Source organism: Nonomuraea sp. NPDC002799 (genome assembly GCF_053592075.1).
Genome location: NZ_JBSFVA010000001.1, coordinates 537,911 through 555,898 on the forward strand (window position 1 = coordinate 537,911; position 17,988 = coordinate 555,898).

General features: G+C 70.2%; 20 protein-coding genes. 7 read left to right on the top strand and 13 right to left on the bottom strand.

The annotated features are described in order from the left end of the window. Window positions 1-22 precede the first annotated feature (22 nt). The 6 genes from ACWD0F_RS02355 (at window position 23) to ACWD0F_RS02380 (ending at window position 5,812) form a co-directional block, all read left to right on the top strand. Window positions 23-1,612 (top strand): acyl-CoA carboxylase subunit beta, encoded by a 1,590-nt coding sequence (locus tag ACWD0F_RS02355; RefSeq protein ID WP_449871978.1) that lies wholly within the window; start codon window positions 23-25, stop codon window positions 1,610-1,612. After that, window positions 1,609-1,809 carry an acyl-CoA carboxylase subunit epsilon gene (locus ACWD0F_RS02360; protein WP_449871980.1) on the top strand — a complete coding sequence of 67 codons (201 nt, stop codon included), beginning with the start codon at window positions 1,609-1,611 and terminating at the stop codon, window positions 1,807-1,809. Before ACWD0F_RS02355 ends, ACWD0F_RS02360 begins: the two co-directional genes overlap by 4 nt. A gap of 107 nt (window positions 1,810-1,916) precedes the next feature. Next, window positions 1,917-2,858: an NYN domain-containing protein gene (locus ACWD0F_RS02365; RefSeq protein ID WP_352361843.1), complete on the top strand. Its 942-nt coding sequence runs from the start codon at window positions 1,917-1,919 to the stop codon at window positions 2,856-2,858. Between the two features lie 161 nt (window positions 2,859-3,019). Further along, window positions 3,020-4,420 carry a DNA-3-methyladenine glycosylase 2 family protein gene (locus tag ACWD0F_RS02370; RefSeq protein WP_449871983.1) on the top strand — a complete coding sequence of 467 codons (1,401 nt, stop codon included), beginning with the start codon at window positions 3,020-3,022 and terminating at the stop codon, window positions 4,418-4,420. Continuing rightward, on the top strand, window positions 4,417-4,917 hold the full coding sequence (locus ACWD0F_RS02375; RefSeq protein ID WP_449871985.1) for a methylated-DNA--[protein]-cysteine S-methyltransferase: 501 nt from the start codon (window positions 4,417-4,419) through the stop codon (window positions 4,915-4,917). Before ACWD0F_RS02370 ends, ACWD0F_RS02375 begins: the two co-directional genes overlap by 4 nt. 220 nt (window positions 4,918-5,137) lie before the next feature. After that, the gene (locus tag ACWD0F_RS02380) at window positions 5,138-5,812 is read left to right on the top strand and encodes a hypothetical protein (protein WP_449871987.1); all 675 of its coding nucleotides are present in this window, start codon (window positions 5,138-5,140) and stop codon (window positions 5,810-5,812) included. Window positions 5,813-5,846: 34 nt separating this feature from the next. Here ACWD0F_RS02380 and ACWD0F_RS02385 read toward each other — a convergent pair whose 3' ends face one another. Then, the gene (locus ACWD0F_RS02385) at window positions 5,847-7,004 is read right to left on the bottom strand and encodes an MFS transporter (protein WP_449871988.1); all 1,158 of its coding nucleotides are present in this window, start codon (window positions 7,002-7,004) and stop codon (window positions 5,847-5,849) included. Window positions 7,005-7,095: 91 nt separating this feature from the next. Here ACWD0F_RS02385 and ACWD0F_RS02390 point away from each other — a divergent pair, with 91 nt between their 5' ends. After that, the gene (locus ACWD0F_RS02390; RefSeq protein WP_449871990.1) at window positions 7,096-7,527 is read left to right on the top strand and encodes a MarR family winged helix-turn-helix transcriptional regulator; all 432 of its coding nucleotides are present in this window, start codon (window positions 7,096-7,098) and stop codon (window positions 7,525-7,527) included. A 59-nt stretch (window positions 7,528-7,586) separates the two neighbouring features. Here ACWD0F_RS02390 and ACWD0F_RS02395 read toward each other — a convergent pair whose 3' ends face one another. The 12 genes from ACWD0F_RS02395 to ACWD0F_RS02450 form a co-directional block, all read right to left on the bottom strand. Continuing rightward, window positions 7,587-8,309, bottom strand: a complete 723-nt coding sequence (locus tag ACWD0F_RS02395) for a hypothetical protein (protein ID WP_449871992.1) — start codon at window positions 8,307-8,309, stop codon at window positions 7,587-7,589. 200 nt (window positions 8,310-8,509) lie between these two features. Further along, window positions 8,510-9,130: a hypothetical protein gene (locus ACWD0F_RS02400; RefSeq protein ID WP_449871994.1), complete on the bottom strand. Its 621-nt coding sequence runs from the start codon at window positions 9,128-9,130 to the stop codon at window positions 8,510-8,512. Further along, window positions 9,127-11,802: a hypothetical protein gene (locus ACWD0F_RS02405; RefSeq protein WP_449871996.1), complete on the bottom strand. Its 2,676-nt coding sequence runs from the start codon at window positions 11,800-11,802 to the stop codon at window positions 9,127-9,129. The genes ACWD0F_RS02400 and ACWD0F_RS02405 overlap by 4 nt, the downstream gene beginning before the upstream one ends. A gap of 108 nt (window positions 11,803-11,910) precedes the next feature. After that, complete coding sequence (locus ACWD0F_RS02410; protein WP_449871997.1) at window positions 11,911-12,327, bottom strand: TadE/TadG family type IV pilus assembly protein; 417 nt, start codon at window positions 12,325-12,327, stop codon at window positions 11,911-11,913. Further along, window positions 12,324-12,716 carry a TadE/TadG family type IV pilus assembly protein gene (locus tag ACWD0F_RS02415; protein ID WP_449871999.1) on the bottom strand — a complete coding sequence of 131 codons (393 nt, stop codon included), beginning with the start codon at window positions 12,714-12,716 and terminating at the stop codon, window positions 12,324-12,326. The genes ACWD0F_RS02410 and ACWD0F_RS02415 overlap by 4 nt, the downstream gene beginning before the upstream one ends. Further along, window positions 12,713-13,111, bottom strand: a complete 399-nt coding sequence (locus ACWD0F_RS02420; protein ID WP_449872001.1) for a TadE family protein — start codon at window positions 13,109-13,111, stop codon at window positions 12,713-12,715. Before ACWD0F_RS02420 ends, ACWD0F_RS02415 begins: the two co-directional genes overlap by 4 nt. 22 nt (window positions 13,112-13,133) lie before the next feature. Then, window positions 13,134-13,364 (bottom strand): hypothetical protein, encoded by a 231-nt coding sequence (locus ACWD0F_RS02425; protein ID WP_449872003.1) that lies wholly within the window; start codon window positions 13,362-13,364, stop codon window positions 13,134-13,136. Beyond that, window positions 13,361-14,284, bottom strand: a complete 924-nt coding sequence (locus tag ACWD0F_RS02430; protein WP_449872005.1) for a type II secretion system F family protein — start codon at window positions 14,282-14,284, stop codon at window positions 13,361-13,363. The genes ACWD0F_RS02425 and ACWD0F_RS02430 overlap by 4 nt, the downstream gene beginning before the upstream one ends. Window positions 14,285-14,355: 71 nt before the next feature. Then, on the bottom strand, window positions 14,356-15,204 hold the full coding sequence (locus ACWD0F_RS02435; RefSeq protein ID WP_449872007.1) for a type II secretion system F family protein: 849 nt from the start codon (window positions 15,202-15,204) through the stop codon (window positions 14,356-14,358). A gap of 39 nt (window positions 15,205-15,243) precedes the next feature. Next, window positions 15,244-16,539, bottom strand: a complete 1,296-nt coding sequence (locus tag ACWD0F_RS02440) for a CpaF family protein (RefSeq protein ID WP_449872009.1) — start codon at window positions 16,537-16,539, stop codon at window positions 15,244-15,246. Further along, window positions 16,536-17,252, bottom strand: a complete 717-nt coding sequence (locus ACWD0F_RS02445; RefSeq protein ID WP_449872011.1) for a hypothetical protein — start codon at window positions 17,250-17,252, stop codon at window positions 16,536-16,538. The genes ACWD0F_RS02440 and ACWD0F_RS02445 overlap by 4 nt, the downstream gene beginning before the upstream one ends. Before the next feature lies 1 nt (window position 17,253). Further along, window positions 17,254-17,925, bottom strand: a complete 672-nt coding sequence (locus ACWD0F_RS02450) for a hypothetical protein (RefSeq protein WP_449872013.1) — start codon at window positions 17,923-17,925, stop codon at window positions 17,254-17,256. Between the last annotated feature and the right edge of the window lie 63 nt (window positions 17,926-17,988).

Here is a 17,988-nt window from a genome sequence, read left to right on the forward strand (position 1 = left end):
AGGAGGGACTAGCCTTGCGCGCATGAGCACAGCCTCGGCCCCGATACCGGAAATGCCGGATATTCACACCACTGCTGGGAAAATCGCTGATCTGGAGCGACGGCTCGACGAGGCCGCCCACGCGGGTTCCGCGGCGGCGGTCGAGAAGCAGCACGCCAAGGGCAAGATGACCGCTCGCGAGCGGGTGCTCGCGCTGCTGGACGAAGGCTCGTTCGTGGAGTTCGACGAGTTCGCCAGGCACCGGTCGTCGATGTTCGGGCTGGAGAAGCGGCGGCCGTACGGCGACGGCGTGATCACCGGCTTCGGCACGGTGGACGGGCGGCAGGTCTGCGTGTTCTCGCAGGACGTGACCGTCTTCGGCGGCTCGCTCGGCGAGGTGTACGGCGAGAAGATCGTCAAGGTGGTCGACCTGGCGATCAAGACCGGGTGCCCGATCATCGGCATCAACGAGGGCGGCGGCGCGCGCATCCAGGAGGGCGTGGTCGCGCTCGGCCTGTACGCGGAGATCTTCAAGCGCAACGTGCACGCCTCCGGCGTCATCCCGCAGATCTCGCTCATCGTGGGCGCCGCCGCCGGCGGCCACGTCTACTCCCCCGCGCTGACCGACTTCGTGGTGATGGTGGACCAGACGTCCCAGATGTTCATCACGGGGCCCGACGTGATCAAGACGGTGACCGGCGAGGAGGTCACGTTCGAGGAGCTCGGCGGGGCCCACACGCACAACACCAAGTCCGGCGTGGCCCACTACCAGGCCGCCGACGAGGACGACGCGCTCGACTACGTCAAGGCGCTGCTGTCCTACCTGCCCTCCAACAACCTCGACGAGGCGCCCGGCTTCGAGGCCGCCGCGGACCTGGAGCCCGAGCCCGAGCTCGACGAGCTGATCCCCGACTCGCCGAACCAGCCGTACGACATGCACCGGGTGATCGAGCACGTGCTCGACGACGGGGAGTTCCTGGAGGTCCACGCGCTGTTCGCGCCGAACATCGTGGTCGGGTACGGCCGCGTCGACGGCCAGAGCGTGGGCATCGTGGCCAACCAGCCCATGCATTTCGCCGGATGTCTGGATATCAACGCTTCCGAGAAGGCCGCGCGATTTATTCGAACATGTGATGCGTTCAATATTCCAATCCTGACTTTTGTCGATGTGCCGGGCTTTCTTCCCGGAACCGATCAGGAATGGAACGGAATCATCCGCCGCGGGGCCAAGCTCCTCTACGCCTACGCCGAAGCCACCGTGCCCCTGATCACGGTCATCACCCGTAAGGCGTACGGCGGCGCGTACGACGTCATGGGCTCCAAGCACCTCGGCGCGGACGTCAACCTGGCCTGGCCCACGGCGCAGATCGCGGTCATGGGCGCGCAGGGCGCGGTCAACATCCTCTACCGGCGTGAGCTGGCCGCCTCCGGCGACGCGGAGGCCGAGCGGGCCAGGCTCGTCACCGAGTACGAGGACACGCTGGCCAACCCGTACATCGCGGCGGAGCGCGGCTACGTGGACGCGGTGATTCGGCCAGCCGAAACCCGTCCCCAGATTGTCAGAGCGCTGCGCGCGCTGCGGAACAAGCGGGCCACTCTCCCGCCCAAGAAACATGGGAACATCCCGCTATGACGGCCGATCTGCATATTGTCCGAGGCGACGCCACGCCCGAGGAGATCGCCGCGTTGGTGGCCGTACTCGCGACCCGGCACGCCGCACCTGAGCCCGCTCCCTCGCCACGACGGCAAACATGGCGAAACCCGGCTAGAGGTATGCGTAACACTGTCGCCCCAGGGAAGTCGGCATGGCGGATGAGCGCACTACCCTAGATAGATCCTGGGAATCGGGTGTCAAGTTCTCTGGGAGTTGGGACTATCTAGAGAAAGTAGGCGTATATAGTCAGCCGATCAACTAACACCGCGGCCTGGAGGACGACATGGCCATCCCAGACCTCATGCCGCATCCTGTGGCAGCCAAGTACGCCGTCCTAGTGGATGTCGGTTATCTGTACGCTGCGGCAGGTGAAGTGCTGCTCGGCGCGAAGGAGCGCAAGGAATATCGGGTGGCCGCCGATGAGCTCATCCAGAGTCTACAGAAACATGCAGAGGAACGTATATCCGGCGAACTTCTGCGGATCTATTGGTATGACGCAGCCCGTGACCGTGTGCCCACCGTCGACCAGCGGGTCATCGCCCAGCTTCCCTGGGTCAAGGTGCGACTTGGCAACCTGAACGCCCGTGGTCAGCAGAAGGGCGTGGACGCGCAGATCAGGAGCGACCTGGAGGCACTGGCCAGGCATCATGCGGTCACCGACACGATCCTGCTGGCGGGCGACGAGGACATGGTCCCGGCGGTCGAGGCGGCGCAGGCGTACGGCGTGCGCATCCACCTTTGGGGCGTCGAGCCGCCTTATGGCACCAACCAGGCCGAACGCCTCGTTTGGGAATCCGACACCGTAGAAGTGATCTCTGCTGATTTCCTAAGGCCCTTTTTCAGCCGTGCTCCCCAGCCCGTCGCGGTGACTCCGCCCGTCACCGCCCCCTCACCCGCCCAGGTGTTCGCCGGGCGCGCGCCCGTCAAGCCGCACGCCAAGCCCGGCCAGGTCGCCAAGCTCGGGCCGAGCCGCCCGCGGGTGGAGGACGTCGGCGAGCACGTGGCGCAGAAGTGGATACTCACCCGTGGCCGCGACAACATCCGCGACCTGCTCCCGGGGCCGATCCTGCCGACCGTCATCGACACCGAGCTGCTGATCGAGGCGGAGAAGGAGCTCGGGCACTCGCTGCGGCCCTACCCGGAGGCGCGGGTCTGGTTGCGTGACGGATTCTGGGCGCGCGTCTACCGGGAGTTCGATCTAGGAGTGGGGGTCTCCTCCAAGTAGCGGAGGGCCCCGCCGCCGCCGTACGGGCATCGTCGCCCGTACGGCGGAACACCAGGTCCGATTCCCGCCAGTCGACCGCTCTCACCTGCTGACCTGCGATTCGACGCTGACGTCCGATTTCCGCCAGTCAGTGCCCGCGAGGAGCGCATACTGTCGGAGGTATGTCGCCACCAGAGCTCGATTTCGACTCCTGCTACCGGGCCGCCTCCGCCAGAGACTCCCGGTTCGACGGTCGTTTCTACACGGCCGTGACGACGACGCGCATCTACTGCCGCCCGATCTGCCCGGCCCGCACCCCCTCCTCCAGGAACGTGCGCTTCTACCGGCACGCGGCGGCGGCGGAGGCGGCCGGGTTCCGTCCGTGCAAGCGCTGCCGTCCCGAGCTCTCCCCCGGCGACCCCGGCTGGGACCTGCGCGGCGACCTCATCGGACGGGCGCTGCGGCTGATCGACGACGGGGCGGCCGACGAGCAGGGCGTCGCCGGGCTGGCCGGGCGGCTGCACATCACCGAGCGGCACCTGCACCGGCTGTTCGTGGCCGAACTGGGCGTCGGGCCGCTGGCGGTGGCGCGGACGAAACGGCTGCTCCTGGCCAAACAACTCCTCACGGAGACGGGGCTGACGGTCACGGAGGTGGCGTTCGCGGCGGGGTTCGGCAGCGTGCGGCAGTTCAACGCGACCATGCGGGAGACGTACGGGTTCACACCCAGCGAGCTGCGCGCCACGACCGGCCGCGTCCGGGTGGCCGTCGCGACCGCACCGGCCACGTTGCGGCTGCGGCTGCACCGGCGCGAGCCGTACGACGTGGAGGGGGTCTTCGCCTTCCTGGCCGCGCGGGCGATTCCCGGGCTGGAGGTGGCGGACCGGACGTCGTACGCCCGAGCCGTGCCCGGCGGGACGATCACCCTCACCCCGCAACGCGACCACGTGGCCCTGGACGTGGCGGTGAACGACACCCGGCAGCTCGCCCGCATCGTGGCCCGCTGCCGCCGCCTCCTCGACCTCGACGCCGACCCCGACGCGATCTCCGAGATCCTCGGCCAGACCTCGCTCGCGCCCCTGGTGGCCAAGCGGCCCGGGCTGCGGGTGCCGGGCACGTTCGACGGCTTCGAGCTGGCCGTGCGCGCCGTCGTCGGGCAGCAGATCTCGGTGGCGGGCGCCCGTACCCTGCTCGGCCGCATCGTCGCCAGGGCCGCCGCTCCCGACAACCTGTTCCCCACCGCGGCGCACCTCGCCGAGACCGACCTCACGGGCCTCGGCCTGACCAACCGCCGGATCGACACGCTCAAGGACCTGGCCACCCGCCTGGCGGAGGGCGAGATCGACCTGGACGGCGGCCAGGACCCGGCGGAGGCGGTGGCCGCGCTGCTGCGGGTGCCCGGCATCGGCCCGTGGACCGCCAGCTACATCGCGCTGCGCGCGCTCCGCGACCCCGACGCCTGGCCCGTGGGCGACCTCGTGCTCAACAAACGCATGGCCGGACTGGGCATTCCCGACGACCACATCGAACGGTGGCGCCCGTGGCGGGCGTACGCCGCCCTGCATCTCTGGAGCTCATCATGATCGCTGCCCAGCTCGTCCCGACCCCGGCCGGGCCGCTCGCCCTGCTCTCCCGCGAGGGAACGCTGGTCGCGGCCGGCTTCACCGCCGACCCCGAGGAGATGTTCGTCCGGCTCACGCCCGCGCTGCGGGCGGAGGGCCTGGAGGTCGTGGACGCCCGCGGCCCCGCGACGGACGCCGTCCTGGCCTACCTCTCCGGGGACCTGGACGCCCTGGACGCCATCCAGGTCTCACAGCCCGGCACACCCACCCGCCGGCGGCTCCATGCGGCGTTGCGCGAGGTCAAGGCGGGGACGACGGTGTCGTACGCGGAGCTGGCCGAGCGGGCGGGCCTGCCGAAGACGGCGGCCAGGGCGGCGGGGTCGGCCTGCGCCCAGAACCTCATCGCACCGTTCGTCCCGTGCCATCGGGTCCTGCCCAGCAGTGGCGGGTTCGGCGGCTATTACTACGGCACACCGGTCAAAGAATGGCTCATCGCCCACGAATCTGGACAAAAGTAGAACGTAGCGTAATCAGACGACAGCTTTCGGTAATGTTTTCGACATGCCAACGCGGCAGCACGAGTTTCTGCTTGAGCTCGTCCAACATCGCCCGTCTCTGGTCGCCACCCTGCTGGCCGAGACGGGCGTAAGAGTCCCGGCTTTCACGCAGGCGCGTCTGGAGAGCTGCGATCTCACCGATCGCAAACCGACGGAGTATCGCGCGGACTAGGTCGTCGTCATGGTGAACGACGAGAAGCCGGTTTCGGGCGTCATCCTGGAGGTACAACGGGAGTACGACGAAGGTAAAAATTGGACATGGCCGGTCTACCTGGCCACACTCCGAGGGCGGGTCAAGTGTCCCTGCATCCTGCTCGTCTTCTGCCCCAACCCGGCAGAAGCTCGCAAATGCGCTAAGCCCATCCACATGGGGCACCCTGAATGGACGCTCCATCCCATCGTCCTCGGTCCTGACCAGGTGCCCATGGTCACCGACATCGCCCGCGCCATCGCCGAGCCCGAGCTCATGGCTCTTTCCGCGATCGTGCACGGGGCCGGTGACGAGGGACTGAAAGTCCTCCAAGTGCTGTACGACTCGCAACAACACCTGTCCAAGGAGGAGCGCAGCTATTCTGACCTGGTAGTCGCGCTGCTACCCGAGTCCGTCGTCACCAAGTTCAAGGAGATCTCGATGGCCATCCTTGATGAGATCAAGCACCCGTGGGTCCGCGGCTGGATCGACCACGGCAAGGCCAAGGGTGAAGCCAAAGCCATTCTCATATTTCTGAACAGGCGCGGCATCCCGATCCCGCAAGAGGCGCAGGAACGCATCCTCGCCTGCACCGATCAGGAGATCCTGGAGTCCTGGATCAGCAGAGCCGTCACCGCCAGCAGCGTCGACGAGCTGTTCGGCTGAGTGAGGCCGGTACGACGTGCCGGCCTCACTCAGCTCAGGCCGGTACGAGACGGCGGCGGCCCTGGGCGCCGGCGAGTCCGGCCACCCCCAGCCCCACCACACCCAGCAGGGCGGCGGTCCAGGCGGGAGCCGTGTAGCCGAGTCCGGCGTCGATGGTGAGCCCGGCGATGAAGGAGCCGATGGCGTTGCCGAGGTTGAAGGCGCCGATGTTGGCGGCCGAGGCGAGGGTGGGAGCACCGCTGGCGGCGTCCAGCACGCGGGTCTGCAGGGGCGGCACCGTGGCGAAGGCGGCCACGCCGAACAGCGTGATGGCGATGACGAAGGCCACCTGGTTGTCCGACACCAGCGCCACGACCACGGCCAGCAGCGTGAGCAGGGCCACCGAGCCGTAGATGCTGGGCATGACCGCCCGGTCCGCGAGCTTGCCGCCGATCAGGTTGCCCACGACCAGGCCCACGCCGAACAGGGCCATCACCACCGGCACCGCACCCGGGGAGAAGCCGCCGACGCCGGTCATGATGGGCGAGATGAAGGTGATGACGGCGAAGACGGGCGCGAAGCCGAAGACGGTCATCGCCAGCGCCAGCCAGACGCCGGCCGCCCGGAACGCGGCCAGCTCCCGCAACAGCCCGCCTCCGGAGGGACGCGGCTGCCTCGGGACGAGGGCGAGCACGCCGGCGAAGCCGGCCACGCCGATGGCGACGACGACCCAGAACGTGGCCCGCCAGCCGAACGCCTGGCCGATCCAGGTTCCGAGGGGCACGCCCAGGACGTTCGCGAGCGTCAGGCCGGTGAACATCAGGGCGATGGCACTGGCCCGCCGCTGCGGCGGCACCAGGTCGGCGGCGACCACCGAGCCGACGCCGAAGTACGCGCCGTGCGCGAAGGCCGCCAGGAAACGGCCGACCATGAGCACCCCGTACGAGGGGGCCAGCGCGGACAGCAGGTTCCCGGCGATGAACAGCACCATCAACGACAGCAGCATGGTCTTGCGCGACAAGCGCCCGCCGAGCATGGTCAGCGGCGGCCCGCCGACGGCGACGCCCAGGGCGTATCCGGACACGAGCAGGCCCGCGGCCGGGATGGTCACGCTGAAGTCCGCGGCCAGCTCGGGCAGCAGCCCGTTGATGATGAACTCCGTGGTCCCGATGCCGAAGGCGCTGATCGCGAGGGCGAACAGGGCGACAGGCATAGAATTCTCCTCAGACGACGTTAGTAAGCGTAGACATTATTTGCACACGCCGACTAACTGACCATACAACCACGTCTGAGGAGGTCGTCACATGGCCATCGCCGATGACGCCGTGGAAGCGCGCGCCCAGGGCTGGCGCACCCTCGCGGCCCTGCACGCGAAGATCGAGGACAGGCTGGAGAAGGCCCTGCAGAAGGAGCACGGGCTGAGCGTGAGCGAATACACCGTGCTGGACGTGCTCGGCCGCCAGGACGGCTGGCACATGCGCATGCAGCAGCTCGCCCGCGCGGTCGTGCTCAGCCAGAGCGCCACGACGCGGCTGGTGACCCGGCTGGAGAACCGGGACCTGCTCAGGCGCTATCTGTGCGAGGACGACCGGCGGGGCATCTACTCAGAGGTCACCCCGGCCGGGCGCGACCTGCTGGCCCTGGCCGGCCCCACGCACGACGCGGTGCTGAAGGACGTGCTGACCGAAGCGGCGGAGCAGCCGGAGCTGGCCCCGCTCGCCGCGGTGATCGCCTGAGCGAGCGGAGCAACCGGAGCCCGCCCGCGCCGCCGTGATCACCTGAGCTGGGGTCCGGGCTAGGGCTTGACGTTGCTCTGGATCTCGCCGACCGGCACGTCCCTGCTCGTCTCCACCTCCACGGGCGCGAACTGGAAGGGCACCGCACTTCCCGTGGTCTCGACCGGCCACACGGTCGAGACGGTGAGCACGTATCTCTCGCGAGGCTGGTCGATCGACGCTCGCAGGTAACGCACGCCGCACGAGAACGTGCCGTTCTTGACGTACGGCTTGCCCGAGGCTCCGCACCCCTCCTGTTGCACTTCTGCCCGCTCCGCGGCCGTGCCCGGGTCGATCTTGATGCTCCGCAGCGTGGCCACCACGGTCACGCTCATGACCCCGGGCAGCGTCGCGGTGACGGATCTGCGCGGCTCCCCGATGCCTTCCAGCCAGACCCAGGTCGGCAGGTTCACGTAACTCTTGGCATCGGGACTGAGCTTGATGGTGGGCTTGGGCACGGTCAGCGCGGCCCTGGCGAGCTCGGCCAGTTCCTGGATCGTGATTCCGGACGGCGGCGTGGTGCCGGGCGGCGCGAACACGAACGGCTCGAGGCCGGCCCAGCAGGCGTGCCCCTTCGGATCGGCGGCGTTGTACGCCGGCCCCCACCAGCGCCCCTCTTGACCGATCTTGTCCTTGAACTGCTGAAGGAACGCCTTGAAACCCTCGGGGGTCGCGTCCTCGCTGAACCTGAAGAAGTACGGCCGCAGCGCCTCCTGGGTCTTGAGCATCTCGCTCGCGGTCAAGCCGGGCTCGTACCAGCATGGGCGTTTGACCACATAGCCATCGCTACTACCCCCCTTGGCACCGTCACCCGAAATAATGATCTTGGAATTGGCGAGCTCAACGCCCCGCACCCGGTCATGAGAGATGCCCTTGCCCGAGGGCGAATCCGGGGGGGCGCCGAGCACCAGCAGACCTGCGACAGCGATCGGGACGAAGGCGTTCATCCGGCGCATCCTTTCTCGTCGTACTGCAGTGCCCTGACCCGCCACACGCCGTCGTCGCCACGGTGCGCGAGCACGACCTGCAGATAGGGGGCGCGCACCCAGCCGGGCTGGGGCACAGCGGCTTTGCCGGTACGCCGGGAGATCAAGCGCACCTTCGTCTCGTCCACACAGGCGTTGACCTGTACGCCTTTGCCCACCTTCGCGGCGACACGCAGGTTGTAGAGCCGGGTAGTCCCTTTCACCGTCATCTCCTTGTCGGTGTAGAGGTGCACCCAGTCGTACGCTTCGCGGACCGCGGTGAGTTCGAGATCCAGATCCTGTAGGTATCGATCGTTTCCCGTCACGAGCACCTTCCTGGAGGCGACGAAGAAGTCGGTGACGAGCTTGAGGAGGGGGTCGCGGTCGGCGGGCCAGTCGATGTCCAGCTTGTGCCCGCCCCCGGAGGTGATCGCCTCCGGACCCGGCGAGGACGGGGCCGGCGACGACGGGGCCGCGCCGACGTCGGCGGACGACGCCGGTGCGGGGGCCTCCACCGGCGCGTACGTCCGCTCGGCCGGGCCGCAGCCCACCAAGACCGGCAGGACCAGCAGGACCAGCACCATCGCCATTCGTTTCATGCCGTCGACTCCCTCACGACGTGGATGCGCCACGTAGGCAGCAGTTCCTCGATCAGCGCCTCGGTCTCGGGCGCCATCCCGCCGCCGTACGGGTGCGAGGCCGCCCTGCGGGTCAGGCCCTCGACCACGGCGCGCAGGCGCACGGTGTCCGCGGTGGCGTGTGTCGCGCGCAGCAGGTCACGCCAGAGGCCCTCGTCGTCGGCCGCCAGCAGCAGCGCCGCGCGTACGGCGGCCACGGCCGCGTCCGGCTGGCCGTGGGCGAGCCTGAACTCGCAGAGCTGGTGCGCCGCGTCGGCCACGGCCGCGGCCACGTCGTACTCCAGGTCGTCGGCGGCCAGCCAGGCGTAGCGGCCGGGCTGGCGGGTGGTCAGCAGCGGGCCTCTGACCAGGCCGAGCGCCTTCTCCAGCAGGACGGCCCTGGCCGTCGGATCGACGTGCGAGCGGCGTACGAGCTCGCGGAACAACATCCAGTCCGTCCGCACCTCGGGCCCCAGCCGGAGCCGGCCCGCCTCGTCGGCGAGCAGGTGGTCGGGCCCCAGCCATTCGGAGACCCTGGCGATCGTCGCGTCCCTGACCATCGCCTGCACGCCACGCGGCCACAACACCCCGCCGAGCACCACGGGATGCACCCCGCCCGGATGCGTGGCCAGGTAGACCAGCAGCTCCGTGGCCAGCGCCAGCCGGCCCTCCTCCAGCGGCGCGAGGCCGGCGACCTCGACGGGGCCCAGGATCCTGATCTCGACGGCCGGCGGGTGCAGCCCCGCCAGCGGCTCCGCCTCGGGGATGGGCTCGCCGTCGAGCCGCTGGGCGGTGCGGAAGAGGTCGATCAGGGCCTTGTAGTGGCGGCGGGGCAGGAGCTGGGCCCGCACCTCGAAGCCCAGCTCGTCGATCCGCGCCTTGCCGTCGTCGTCGATCTCCAGGGTCCACGTGGCGTGCGGGACGTCGCCCGCCACGACGTATCCGGCGGTGTCCTTGCGGGCCAGCAGTGCCAGCCGTCTGGCCTCCTCGTGCGTGGGGGCCACCGAGGACAGCAGGTAGTGGGCCTCGCGGGGGCTGCCGGTGATGCGCCCGGTCAGCACCTCCGCGCGCGGGGTGGCGGCCGCCTCCAGCTCGGGCAGCACCTCGGCCAGCCCGCCGACCGCCCTGATCCGGCCGGGCGCGATGGCGGTCAGCTCCTCGCCGAAGCCGACGAGGGTGATGCGCATGCCGTCGGACCAGCGGTTCGTGGCCAGCTCCACGGCGAGGGCGGCCAGCGCGGCCGTGGTCTGCGGGCCGCGTACGTTGATCAGGCCCTGCGCGGCCTCCAGGTCGATCAGCACCCGCCCGCCGGCGTCCGTGCCGATCGAGACGAGCCCCGGGTACGGCGCCCCGCCCGGTCGCGCGTGGCCCCCTCGATCGGGCAGCAGACGGCCCTCGTGCGCCGGCAACCGCCAAACCTGCCCGCCGTCCTCGGCCGTCCACGGCACGGGCGCGTCGTCGTCCGGCGGATGGATCCACAGGTCCAGCGTGCGCGGCGACAGATGGGCCCCGTACACCACGGGTGGCGTGCGGTTCTGGGCGGCCAGCTCGGCGCCCAGCAGCCGCAGGCCGACGTCGAGAATGCGGGCGCCGGGCGCGTCGCCGCCGAGCCGGAGTGCGACCTCGGCCTGAGCGGCGTCGTCGCGGGGCCGGACGATCCGGCGGCCGAACACCCTGCGCCAGAGCTGCTCGCGGCGCCGCCTGGCCAGCACGAACAGCAGCCCGGCCGCGGCCAGCGAGGCGGCGGCGAGATAGTCGGCCAGGTCGGCGCTCTGGGCTTCCTGGATGACCGGCTGGTCGCGCCGCGTGTCCGGCTGGGTGTCGCGCTGCTGCTGCTCCGGCTGGCGGTGCTTGGCCTCGCCCTTCTTCTCCACGCGGTCGGACTTGTCGGCGGGGCGGTCGGCGTGCGCCCGGCCGGGATGCTCGCGCAGCGTGCGCTCGCGGGACTGTTCGGAGGGGACGATGTGCACGTTCTTCGCGTCGTCCGGCATGTCGAGCACCCAGCCGGGCCTGATCAGGTCGGCCATCCGCAGGCGGGTGCCGTCCGGCTGCTCCTTCGCCTGGTTGAGCCGGTAGATCTCGGGGTAGCGGCGGCCGTCGCCGAGGCATTTCTCGGCGATCTCCCACAGGCTCTCATGGTGGCGGCCGTGCGGGGGCTGCACCACGTACACCTTCTTGGTCTTGCTGGTCTCCAGCGTCCGCTCGACGATCGGCGCGGAGTAGGCGACCGCCGTCACGGGCGGCGCGGCCGGGGTCGGCGCCAGCTTGGCCAGCGGCACGATCATCGCCCCCGCCGTGAACAGCAGCAGCACGGCCCCGACCAGCTTGTTGGCCAGCACCTGCGTGCCACCGGAGAGCGGCACGCGGGCGGGCATGCCGACGCGGCGAACCCCGGCGTACACCTCGACGAGCACGCACACGAAGAGCTGGAACCAGGCCAGCCACACCAGCAGCCGCAACACCGCGAGGATCACGCTCGGGCCGACGGAGTCGGTGAGCAGGTCCAGGCTGAGCAGCGCGGGATCGACCGGCGGGCCGACGAAGGTGAGCAGCGCGTACGGCACGCCGCCCACGAGCGCGACCAGCACGACCAGCGCCCCGAGCCCGGCGAGCACGTCACCGGCACTGCGCCTGGCCGGGGCGCGTACGGGCACGTGACGTCCGGGTGGACGCGCTGGCTCTCGTGGCGGCATCGCCTCTCCCTTCTCCGGTCCAGCGTCGTGCCTCACACGTCGCTGATCCATCGAGCGGCTGGATTCGGTCTATCTCGCTTCAGGTCCGGCGGAGGCCTCGCCGTTCATCTCGGCTCCGGGAAAGCCGATCGCGCTCAGGAAGAACGCCTCCCACCGCACCGACACGGTGACCGTCACCTGCGCCGCGCCCTGGCCGGTGGAGCACGTGCCGGGGGTCACGTCGTCGGCGCCCTGCGCGGCCACGATCTCGTCGGCTCTGGCGCAGACCTGCTCCTCGCCGAGCAGCCGCGTCTCACCGGTGGCGCGCAGATGATCGACGTCGACCTGGTCGGCGCCGGCGCGGGCGGCCTGCTCGGCCACGTCGGCGGCGCGCAGCCTGGCGTTGATCGCCGAGCCGCCGTCCACCAGCAGGCCCGCCAGCAGGAACACGGCCACGGAGAACAACACGGTGAACACCGACATGGAGCCCCGCTGCCCGGACCTCATTCGATCCGCCTGAACTGCTCCAGCGGCACCACCGCGGTGCCGGTGAGCTGCTTGGTGCCGCCGAACCCGAGGAAGCCCAGGTCCAGCTCGCAGGTGACCTCGGCCTGGACGTGGCCGCCCTGCTCCCACGCGGAGCCGTCCAGGGACACCGCCGAGGACTGGCACTTGCCCTCCAGCGTGCCCGTGGCGATGGCCTCGGCCGCGCCTTCCGCGTCGTCCAGCGTGCGCTGCACCGACGCCGCGCGCGCGGCGTCGCGCGCCGCCCCGTTGACCCGGCCCTGCGACTCCACCAGCACCCCCGCGCCGGCGAGGAACATGATGAAGAGCAGGAAGACCGGAGCCAGCATCACCGTCTCCACCGCCATGGACCCGCGCTCGGCCCTGCTCATTCACAGTCCTCTCCGCCGTTGTCGGGGCGGAAGCACTCGACGGGGCCGCCCGCGGTGGCGGTGATCGTGAACGCGAGATCGGGCAGCAGCGGGACCACCTGTACGGCGCTGCCGGTCACCGTGACGAAGCGCTCGTCCGGCTCCTTCTCCGACGTGGTGGCGGTGGCGCCGCTGAGCAGCCGGGGACCGATGGCGCGCACGATCTCGGTGGCCTTCGCGCTGGCCAGACCCGGCCAGTCGCCGGAGTCGAACGGCGCGGACCTGGCCACCCTGGCGCCCTCCCTGGCGGCCGCCTCCGCGACCTGGCGGGCGTTGAACCAGAGCGCCACCTGCACGATGAGCAGCGCGACCGCGAGGATGACCGGCATCAGCAGAGCCAGCTCGATCACCGTCACGCCACGCTCGCCGCCGCGCCTCCTACGGATTGCCGCCACCGCCGCCCCCGCCGAAGGTCTCGTTCAGCGAGCCCTGCTGCTGCTCCACCAGCGTCTTGATCAGGGTGGCCAGGCCGAGTGCCACGCCGGCGATGATCGCGGTGATGATCACCCATTCGACGGCGGAGGCGCCGCGGCTCGGCGCGGTGCGGGCACGGCGGACGCGCTCGCTCAGGCAGGCGGTGAGATAGACGATCCAGGGATGGTTCTTCATGAGACCCCCAACATCTTCATAGCGGCGGGAAAGCTGAGAAAAATCACGAAACCGGCGCAGAGGAGGAGCTGGGCCACGAGCATCGACTGCGAACGCTCGCCGGCCCGGCCCTCGATCTCGGCCAGCTCTCTTCTGCGCAACGTGGCGGCTCTGGCCGTCAGCGACGCGCGTACTTTGGCGCCGTCGTCGGCCACCAGGCCGAGCGCGGCGGACAGGTCGCGCAGCTCGTCGACGTTGATCTCCTCGCCGAGCTGGCCGAGCGCCTGCCATGGGGTGATGCCGACGATCCTGGCGCCGCTCAGCGCGTCTCTGATGCGGCCCATCGCCCAGTTGGGCTGCTCGCCGCTGACCGAGACGGCCATCATCAGGGCCTCGGGGACGCCGCGGCCGCCGGCCAGGTTCATGGAGACGAGGTCGAGGAAGGCCCCGACGACGTGCCGGAAGTCGCGCCGCTTGGCCGCCGCGTCCTTCTTGATCTGCAGGTCGGGCAGGAAGAAGAACAGGATCGCCACGATCACGGCCGACCAGAACGGGATCGTCAGCGAGGTGGCCCAGCCCATGAGCGCGAGCCAGCCGAGCAGCAGCGGGAACGCCAGCAGGCCGCTGGCGGCCAGCAGCACCTTCGTGGCCAGGAAGGCTTCGAACGAGCGGCCGAGCAGGGCCAGGTCCGCCTTGACCGATCTGACCTCCCAGCCCCGGGCGCCGTACAGGCGGGCCAGCCGCACGCCGAGACCTCGGCGGAACGGGCTGACCTCCTCGTCCGGGAGCACGAGCTGGATGCGGGGGGCGTCGGCGTCCTCGCGTACGGCGTCCAGCGCCAGCAGGCGGGCCACCAGGCCAGGGCGGGCCGGGAAGATGGCCCGCAGCAACACGAACAGGCCAAGTCCCAGCGCGGCGCCGGACAGCGCGCCCTCAACCATGGCCGCCTCCTTCCGTCACGGCCGACGTGCCCTTGACCATCGCCGCCCCTCCCGTCGCCACCGGCGTGCGCTCAGCCATGGCCGCCTCCGCCCATGAGGAGGCGGGTGGGCTTGTCGAATCTGGCCAGCCGCCTCATCCAGGCGAAACCCGTGCCGAACAGCCCCGCCACCACCACCAGGACGGCCTGGCCGAGCCACGACGTGTACTCCTCGACGTAGGAGGGGTTGAACACGACGAGGATCGCGGCGAACGTGAGCGCGGTCATCACCACGATCTGGACGCTGCGCCGGGTGGCGCGGCGTTCGGCCTCGACGCGGCGGCGCATGTCGAGCTCCTCGCGGGCCGACACGGCCAGCGCGCCCAGCACGTCGCGCAGGCCGGGACCGCGCAGCCGGGAGTTGAGAATGAGCGCCGCGATCACCAGGTCGGCCGACGGGTCGTCGAGCTCATCGGCGAAGAGCGCGAGCGCCTCCGGCAGTGCCATCCGGGTGTGCAGCCGGTCGATCATGGCCCGCAGATGCGGCCTGAGCATGGGGGCGGCGGCTCTGATGGACGACGGGATGGCCTGTTCGAGCCCGGCCGCGCCGGCGATCGTGTCACGTAGCGACTCGGTCCAGGCGGCGAGCCCTTCCAGGCGGCTCATGGCGGCGCGCTCCTCGGCGGCGCCGCCCGACAAACCGCGCCAGGCGAAGACCAGCAGCACCGTACCCACCGCGACCACCGGCCAGCCGGTGATCACCAGGACCAGGGTGGCGGCCACGGCGGCGATGGCGGTGCGGGTGGTGAGCATCTTGACGAGGTGGCGCTTGGGCTGGGGCGGGCGGGGGCGCAGGCCGTACAGGGAGATGAGGAACAGGAACAGGCCGCCACCGGCGAGAGCGCCGGCCAGCAGCGCGAAGGGCTCGAAACTGATCGCCATGGGTCACCGGCTCCCTGGCCTGTTGAGGGTCACCATCGGTTACCAGCCCCCTGGCGAGTAGCCGTGGGCGGCGAGCTCTTCGAGGCAGGAGACCGGCGCGTGCGGGGTGGCCGTGCCGTCGGGGCCCGGCGCGAACACCTCGCTGGACAGGACGCGGCCGTCGCAGCCGTTGACCTCGCGGATGCTGGAGACGTAACGGCGCAGCGTGCCGCCGACGTGATAGTCGTTACGTTTCTCGATGAAGACCACGAAGTCGATCGCGCCGGCGATGAGCATGTGGGTGGCGTCGATGGGCAGGCGCTCGTTCGCCTGGAGGGCGTAGGTGGAGATGCGGTTGAAGACCTCCATGCTGGAGTTGGCGTGGATGGTCGACAGGGAGCCGTCGTTGCCCTGGGTCATCGCGTTCAGCATGGTGACGATCTCGTCGCCGAGGACCTCGCCGACGATGACGCGGCTGGGGTTCATCCTGAGCGAGCGCCGGACGAGCTCGGCCATGGTGATCTCACCCTGGCCCTCGGAGTTGGGCAGGCGCTGCTCGAAGGCGACGACGTTGGGGTGAAGCTCGGCGAACTGGTCGAGGCCGAGCTCCAGAGCGCGTTCGACGGTGATGAGGCGCTCGCTGGGCGGGATCTCGTTGGCCAGGGCCCGCAGCAGGGTCGTCTTGCCGGCGTTGGTGGATCCCGCGATCATCAGGTTTTTACGGGCGCCGATGGCGGCGGCGAGGAACCTCCCCACGTCCGGCTTTATCGTGCCGTTGCCGACTAGGTCGGACATGAACACCTTGCCGAGACGCGCGCGGCGGATCGAGACCGCCGGCCGGACCGTGACGTCCATGACGGCGCTCAGCCTGGAGCCGTCGGGCAGGCGCAGGTCGAGCTGCGGGTTGGCGGTGTCGAACGGCCTGCTCGACAGGCCGGAGTAGGCGGCCAGGATCTGGATCAGCTCGATCAGCTCGTCGTCGGACTCGGCGACCGGGTCGTGCATGAGCTCCTGGCCGTCGGCGTAACCGACGAAGACGTTGTCGCACCCGTTGATGTCGATGTTCTCGACCTCGGTGTCGTCGAGCAGCGGTTGCAGGCGGCCCACGCCGAACAGCGCCGCGTGGATGCCGGCCGCGAGCGCCTCTTCCTCCTCGATCGTGGGCGGGGTGCGGCCGAGGCCGATCTCGTTGCGGGCGTGCTCCTCCAGCACCTGGGAGATCAGCGCCCTGGCGAACTGGCGCTCGTCCTCGCCCGTCATCGCGGGCAGGCCGTTGGCCTGGTCGATGCGGCGCTGGTGGGCCAGGCGGTCGCCGACCTCCTGGCGGAAGCGTTTGACCAGGGAATGATCGATCATCGGTGGCTCACCAGCCTTGCCGCCAGGTCGCGGGCCGTACGGACGAGGAGCGAGCGGTCCAGGCGGCCGCCCCACTGGCCGCGCAGGAGCTCGGCGCCCTTGGGGTCGTAGGCGAGGCCGTGGACGAACTGCACGTTCGGGCCGACGATCCGGCGTACGTCGTCGATGGAGCCGCGGTAGTTGCGCGGGTCGGCGATCACGACGACGCCGTGGGCCTTGGTGATCTGGAGGCGTTCGCGCAGGTGGGCGACGTGGTCGAGGGTCGCCCTGGTGAGCAGCACGACCTGCTCGGCCTCGGCGGTCAGGTCGGCGAGTTGCGGGTGGGCGCCGAGCCGGCCGCAGTCGGCGATCACGTCGGCGTTGGGGATGGCGGCCAGCGACCTGCCGAGGGGGCCCCACATCCAGGTGAGCCCGGCGGCCTGCTCGCCATGGGTCAGGCCGGCCAGCACGTCGAGCCCGCCGATGATCTTCTGGGTGTGCTGGTGGATCTGGGCGGGCTCAAGGCCGCGGCGCGCCGTGGCGCCCAGGCTGAGCAGGCCCTTACCGGGATTGAGCACGCCGCCGTCGGCGGCGGGCAGCCGGTAGGCGAGGTCGCCGCCCGCCGGGTCGCATTCGGCCAGCAGCACGGGCCGCGGCCACACCGCCGCCAGGACCGTCGCGGCGGTGGTGACGCCCGGCGCGCCCTTGTCGGCGGCCAGTACGATCAGCGCCACGTCAGCGTGCCCCCGGGAGCTCGGCCACCGCGATCTCACTGCTGGAGGCGAAGGCCACTATTTCCGGCGAGGCAGACGAATCCACGATCACGGTGATCTGGCCGGAACTATTTCCCGTCCTGGACCTGTCGCCCACGGCGAACACGAGCGCGCTCGGCGCGAGTATGCGGCTTTGTCCCTGACTCGAACGGCTCGGCACGTATATCACCTGGATGCGGTCACCCGGCTCTATACCTGTTGGCATTTGTCCCGGTTTGAGGGAAAGTCCGACGGTCGCCTTGCCCGGGCCCAGCTCGGTGCTGGCCTTGACGCCCATCTGGTTCGTGAGGAGGGTGCCGGGCAGGATCGTGACGGCCGCGAAGCTCTCGGTCACCTGGACGCGCTGGGACCAGCCGACGTAGTCGACCCCCTCGGTCGCGATCTCGACCTCCTCCAGCGCCGCCGCCGGAAACTTCTGACCTGCGCCGACCTGCTGGGTGACCCTGATCGCGGACACGCGGTCGCCGCTGCGCAGCACGAGGAGGGTGGTGGCCAGCGCGCCGCCGAGGATGAGCAGGACGGCGAGCGCGGCGAGGGCCGGCTTGCGTTCACGGGGTGGCACGGGGAGCTTGCGCGAGGCCGGGCCGGACAACCCCGCCGCCGCGTGGGCGACAGGCTTTTCACTGGTCCTCATGGGTGGGGGGCTCCCAATGTGAATTGTGGAATTCACGCCATTATGTGCGGCTGGGCGATGCGT

Excerpts from the sequence above, each read along its gene's own strand:
- ACWD0F_RS02355 (WP_449871978.1), top strand. The coding sequence starts at position 23 with ATGAGCACAGCCTCGGCCCCGATACCGGAAATGCCGGATATTCACACC.
- ACWD0F_RS02360 (WP_449871980.1), top strand. The coding sequence starts at position 1,609 with ATGACGGCCGATCTGCATATTGTCCGAGGCGACGCCACGCCCGAGGAG.
- ACWD0F_RS02365 (WP_352361843.1), top strand. The coding sequence starts at position 1,917 with ATGGCCATCCCAGACCTCATGCCGCATCCTGTGGCAGCCAAGTACGCC.
- ACWD0F_RS02370 (WP_449871983.1), top strand. The coding sequence starts at position 3,020 with ATGTCGCCACCAGAGCTCGATTTCGACTCCTGCTACCGGGCCGCCTCC.
- ACWD0F_RS02375 (WP_449871985.1), top strand. The coding sequence starts at position 4,417 with ATGATCGCTGCCCAGCTCGTCCCGACCCCGGCCGGGCCGCTCGCCCTG.
- ACWD0F_RS02380 (WP_449871987.1), top strand. The coding sequence starts at position 5,138 with ATGGTGAACGACGAGAAGCCGGTTTCGGGCGTCATCCTGGAGGTACAA.
- ACWD0F_RS02385 (WP_449871988.1), bottom strand. The coding sequence starts at position 7,004 with ATGCCTGTCGCCCTGTTCGCCCTCGCGATCAGCGCCTTCGGCATCGGG.
- ACWD0F_RS02390 (WP_449871990.1), top strand. The coding sequence starts at position 7,096 with ATGGCCATCGCCGATGACGCCGTGGAAGCGCGCGCCCAGGGCTGGCGC.
- ACWD0F_RS02400 (WP_449871994.1), bottom strand. The coding sequence starts at position 9,130 with ATGAAACGAATGGCGATGGTGCTGGTCCTGCTGGTCCTGCCGGTCTTG.
- ACWD0F_RS02410 (WP_449871997.1), bottom strand. The coding sequence starts at position 12,327 with ATGAGGTCCGGGCAGCGGGGCTCCATGTCGGTGTTCACCGTGTTGTTC.
- ACWD0F_RS02415 (WP_449871999.1), bottom strand. The coding sequence starts at position 12,716 with ATGAGCAGGGCCGAGCGCGGGTCCATGGCGGTGGAGACGGTGATGCTG.
- ACWD0F_RS02425 (WP_449872003.1), bottom strand. The coding sequence starts at position 13,364 with ATGAAGAACCATCCCTGGATCGTCTATCTCACCGCCTGCCTGAGCGAG.
- ACWD0F_RS02430 (WP_449872005.1), bottom strand. The coding sequence starts at position 14,284 with ATGGTTGAGGGCGCGCTGTCCGGCGCCGCGCTGGGACTTGGCCTGTTC.
- ACWD0F_RS02435 (WP_449872007.1), bottom strand. The coding sequence starts at position 15,204 with ATGGCGATCAGTTTCGAGCCCTTCGCGCTGCTGGCCGGCGCTCTCGCC.
- ACWD0F_RS02440 (WP_449872009.1), bottom strand. The coding sequence starts at position 16,539 with ATGATCGATCATTCCCTGGTCAAACGCTTCCGCCAGGAGGTCGGCGAC.
- ACWD0F_RS02450 (WP_449872013.1), bottom strand. The coding sequence starts at position 17,925 with ATGAGGACCAGTGAAAAGCCTGTCGCCCACGCGGCGGCGGGGTTGTCC.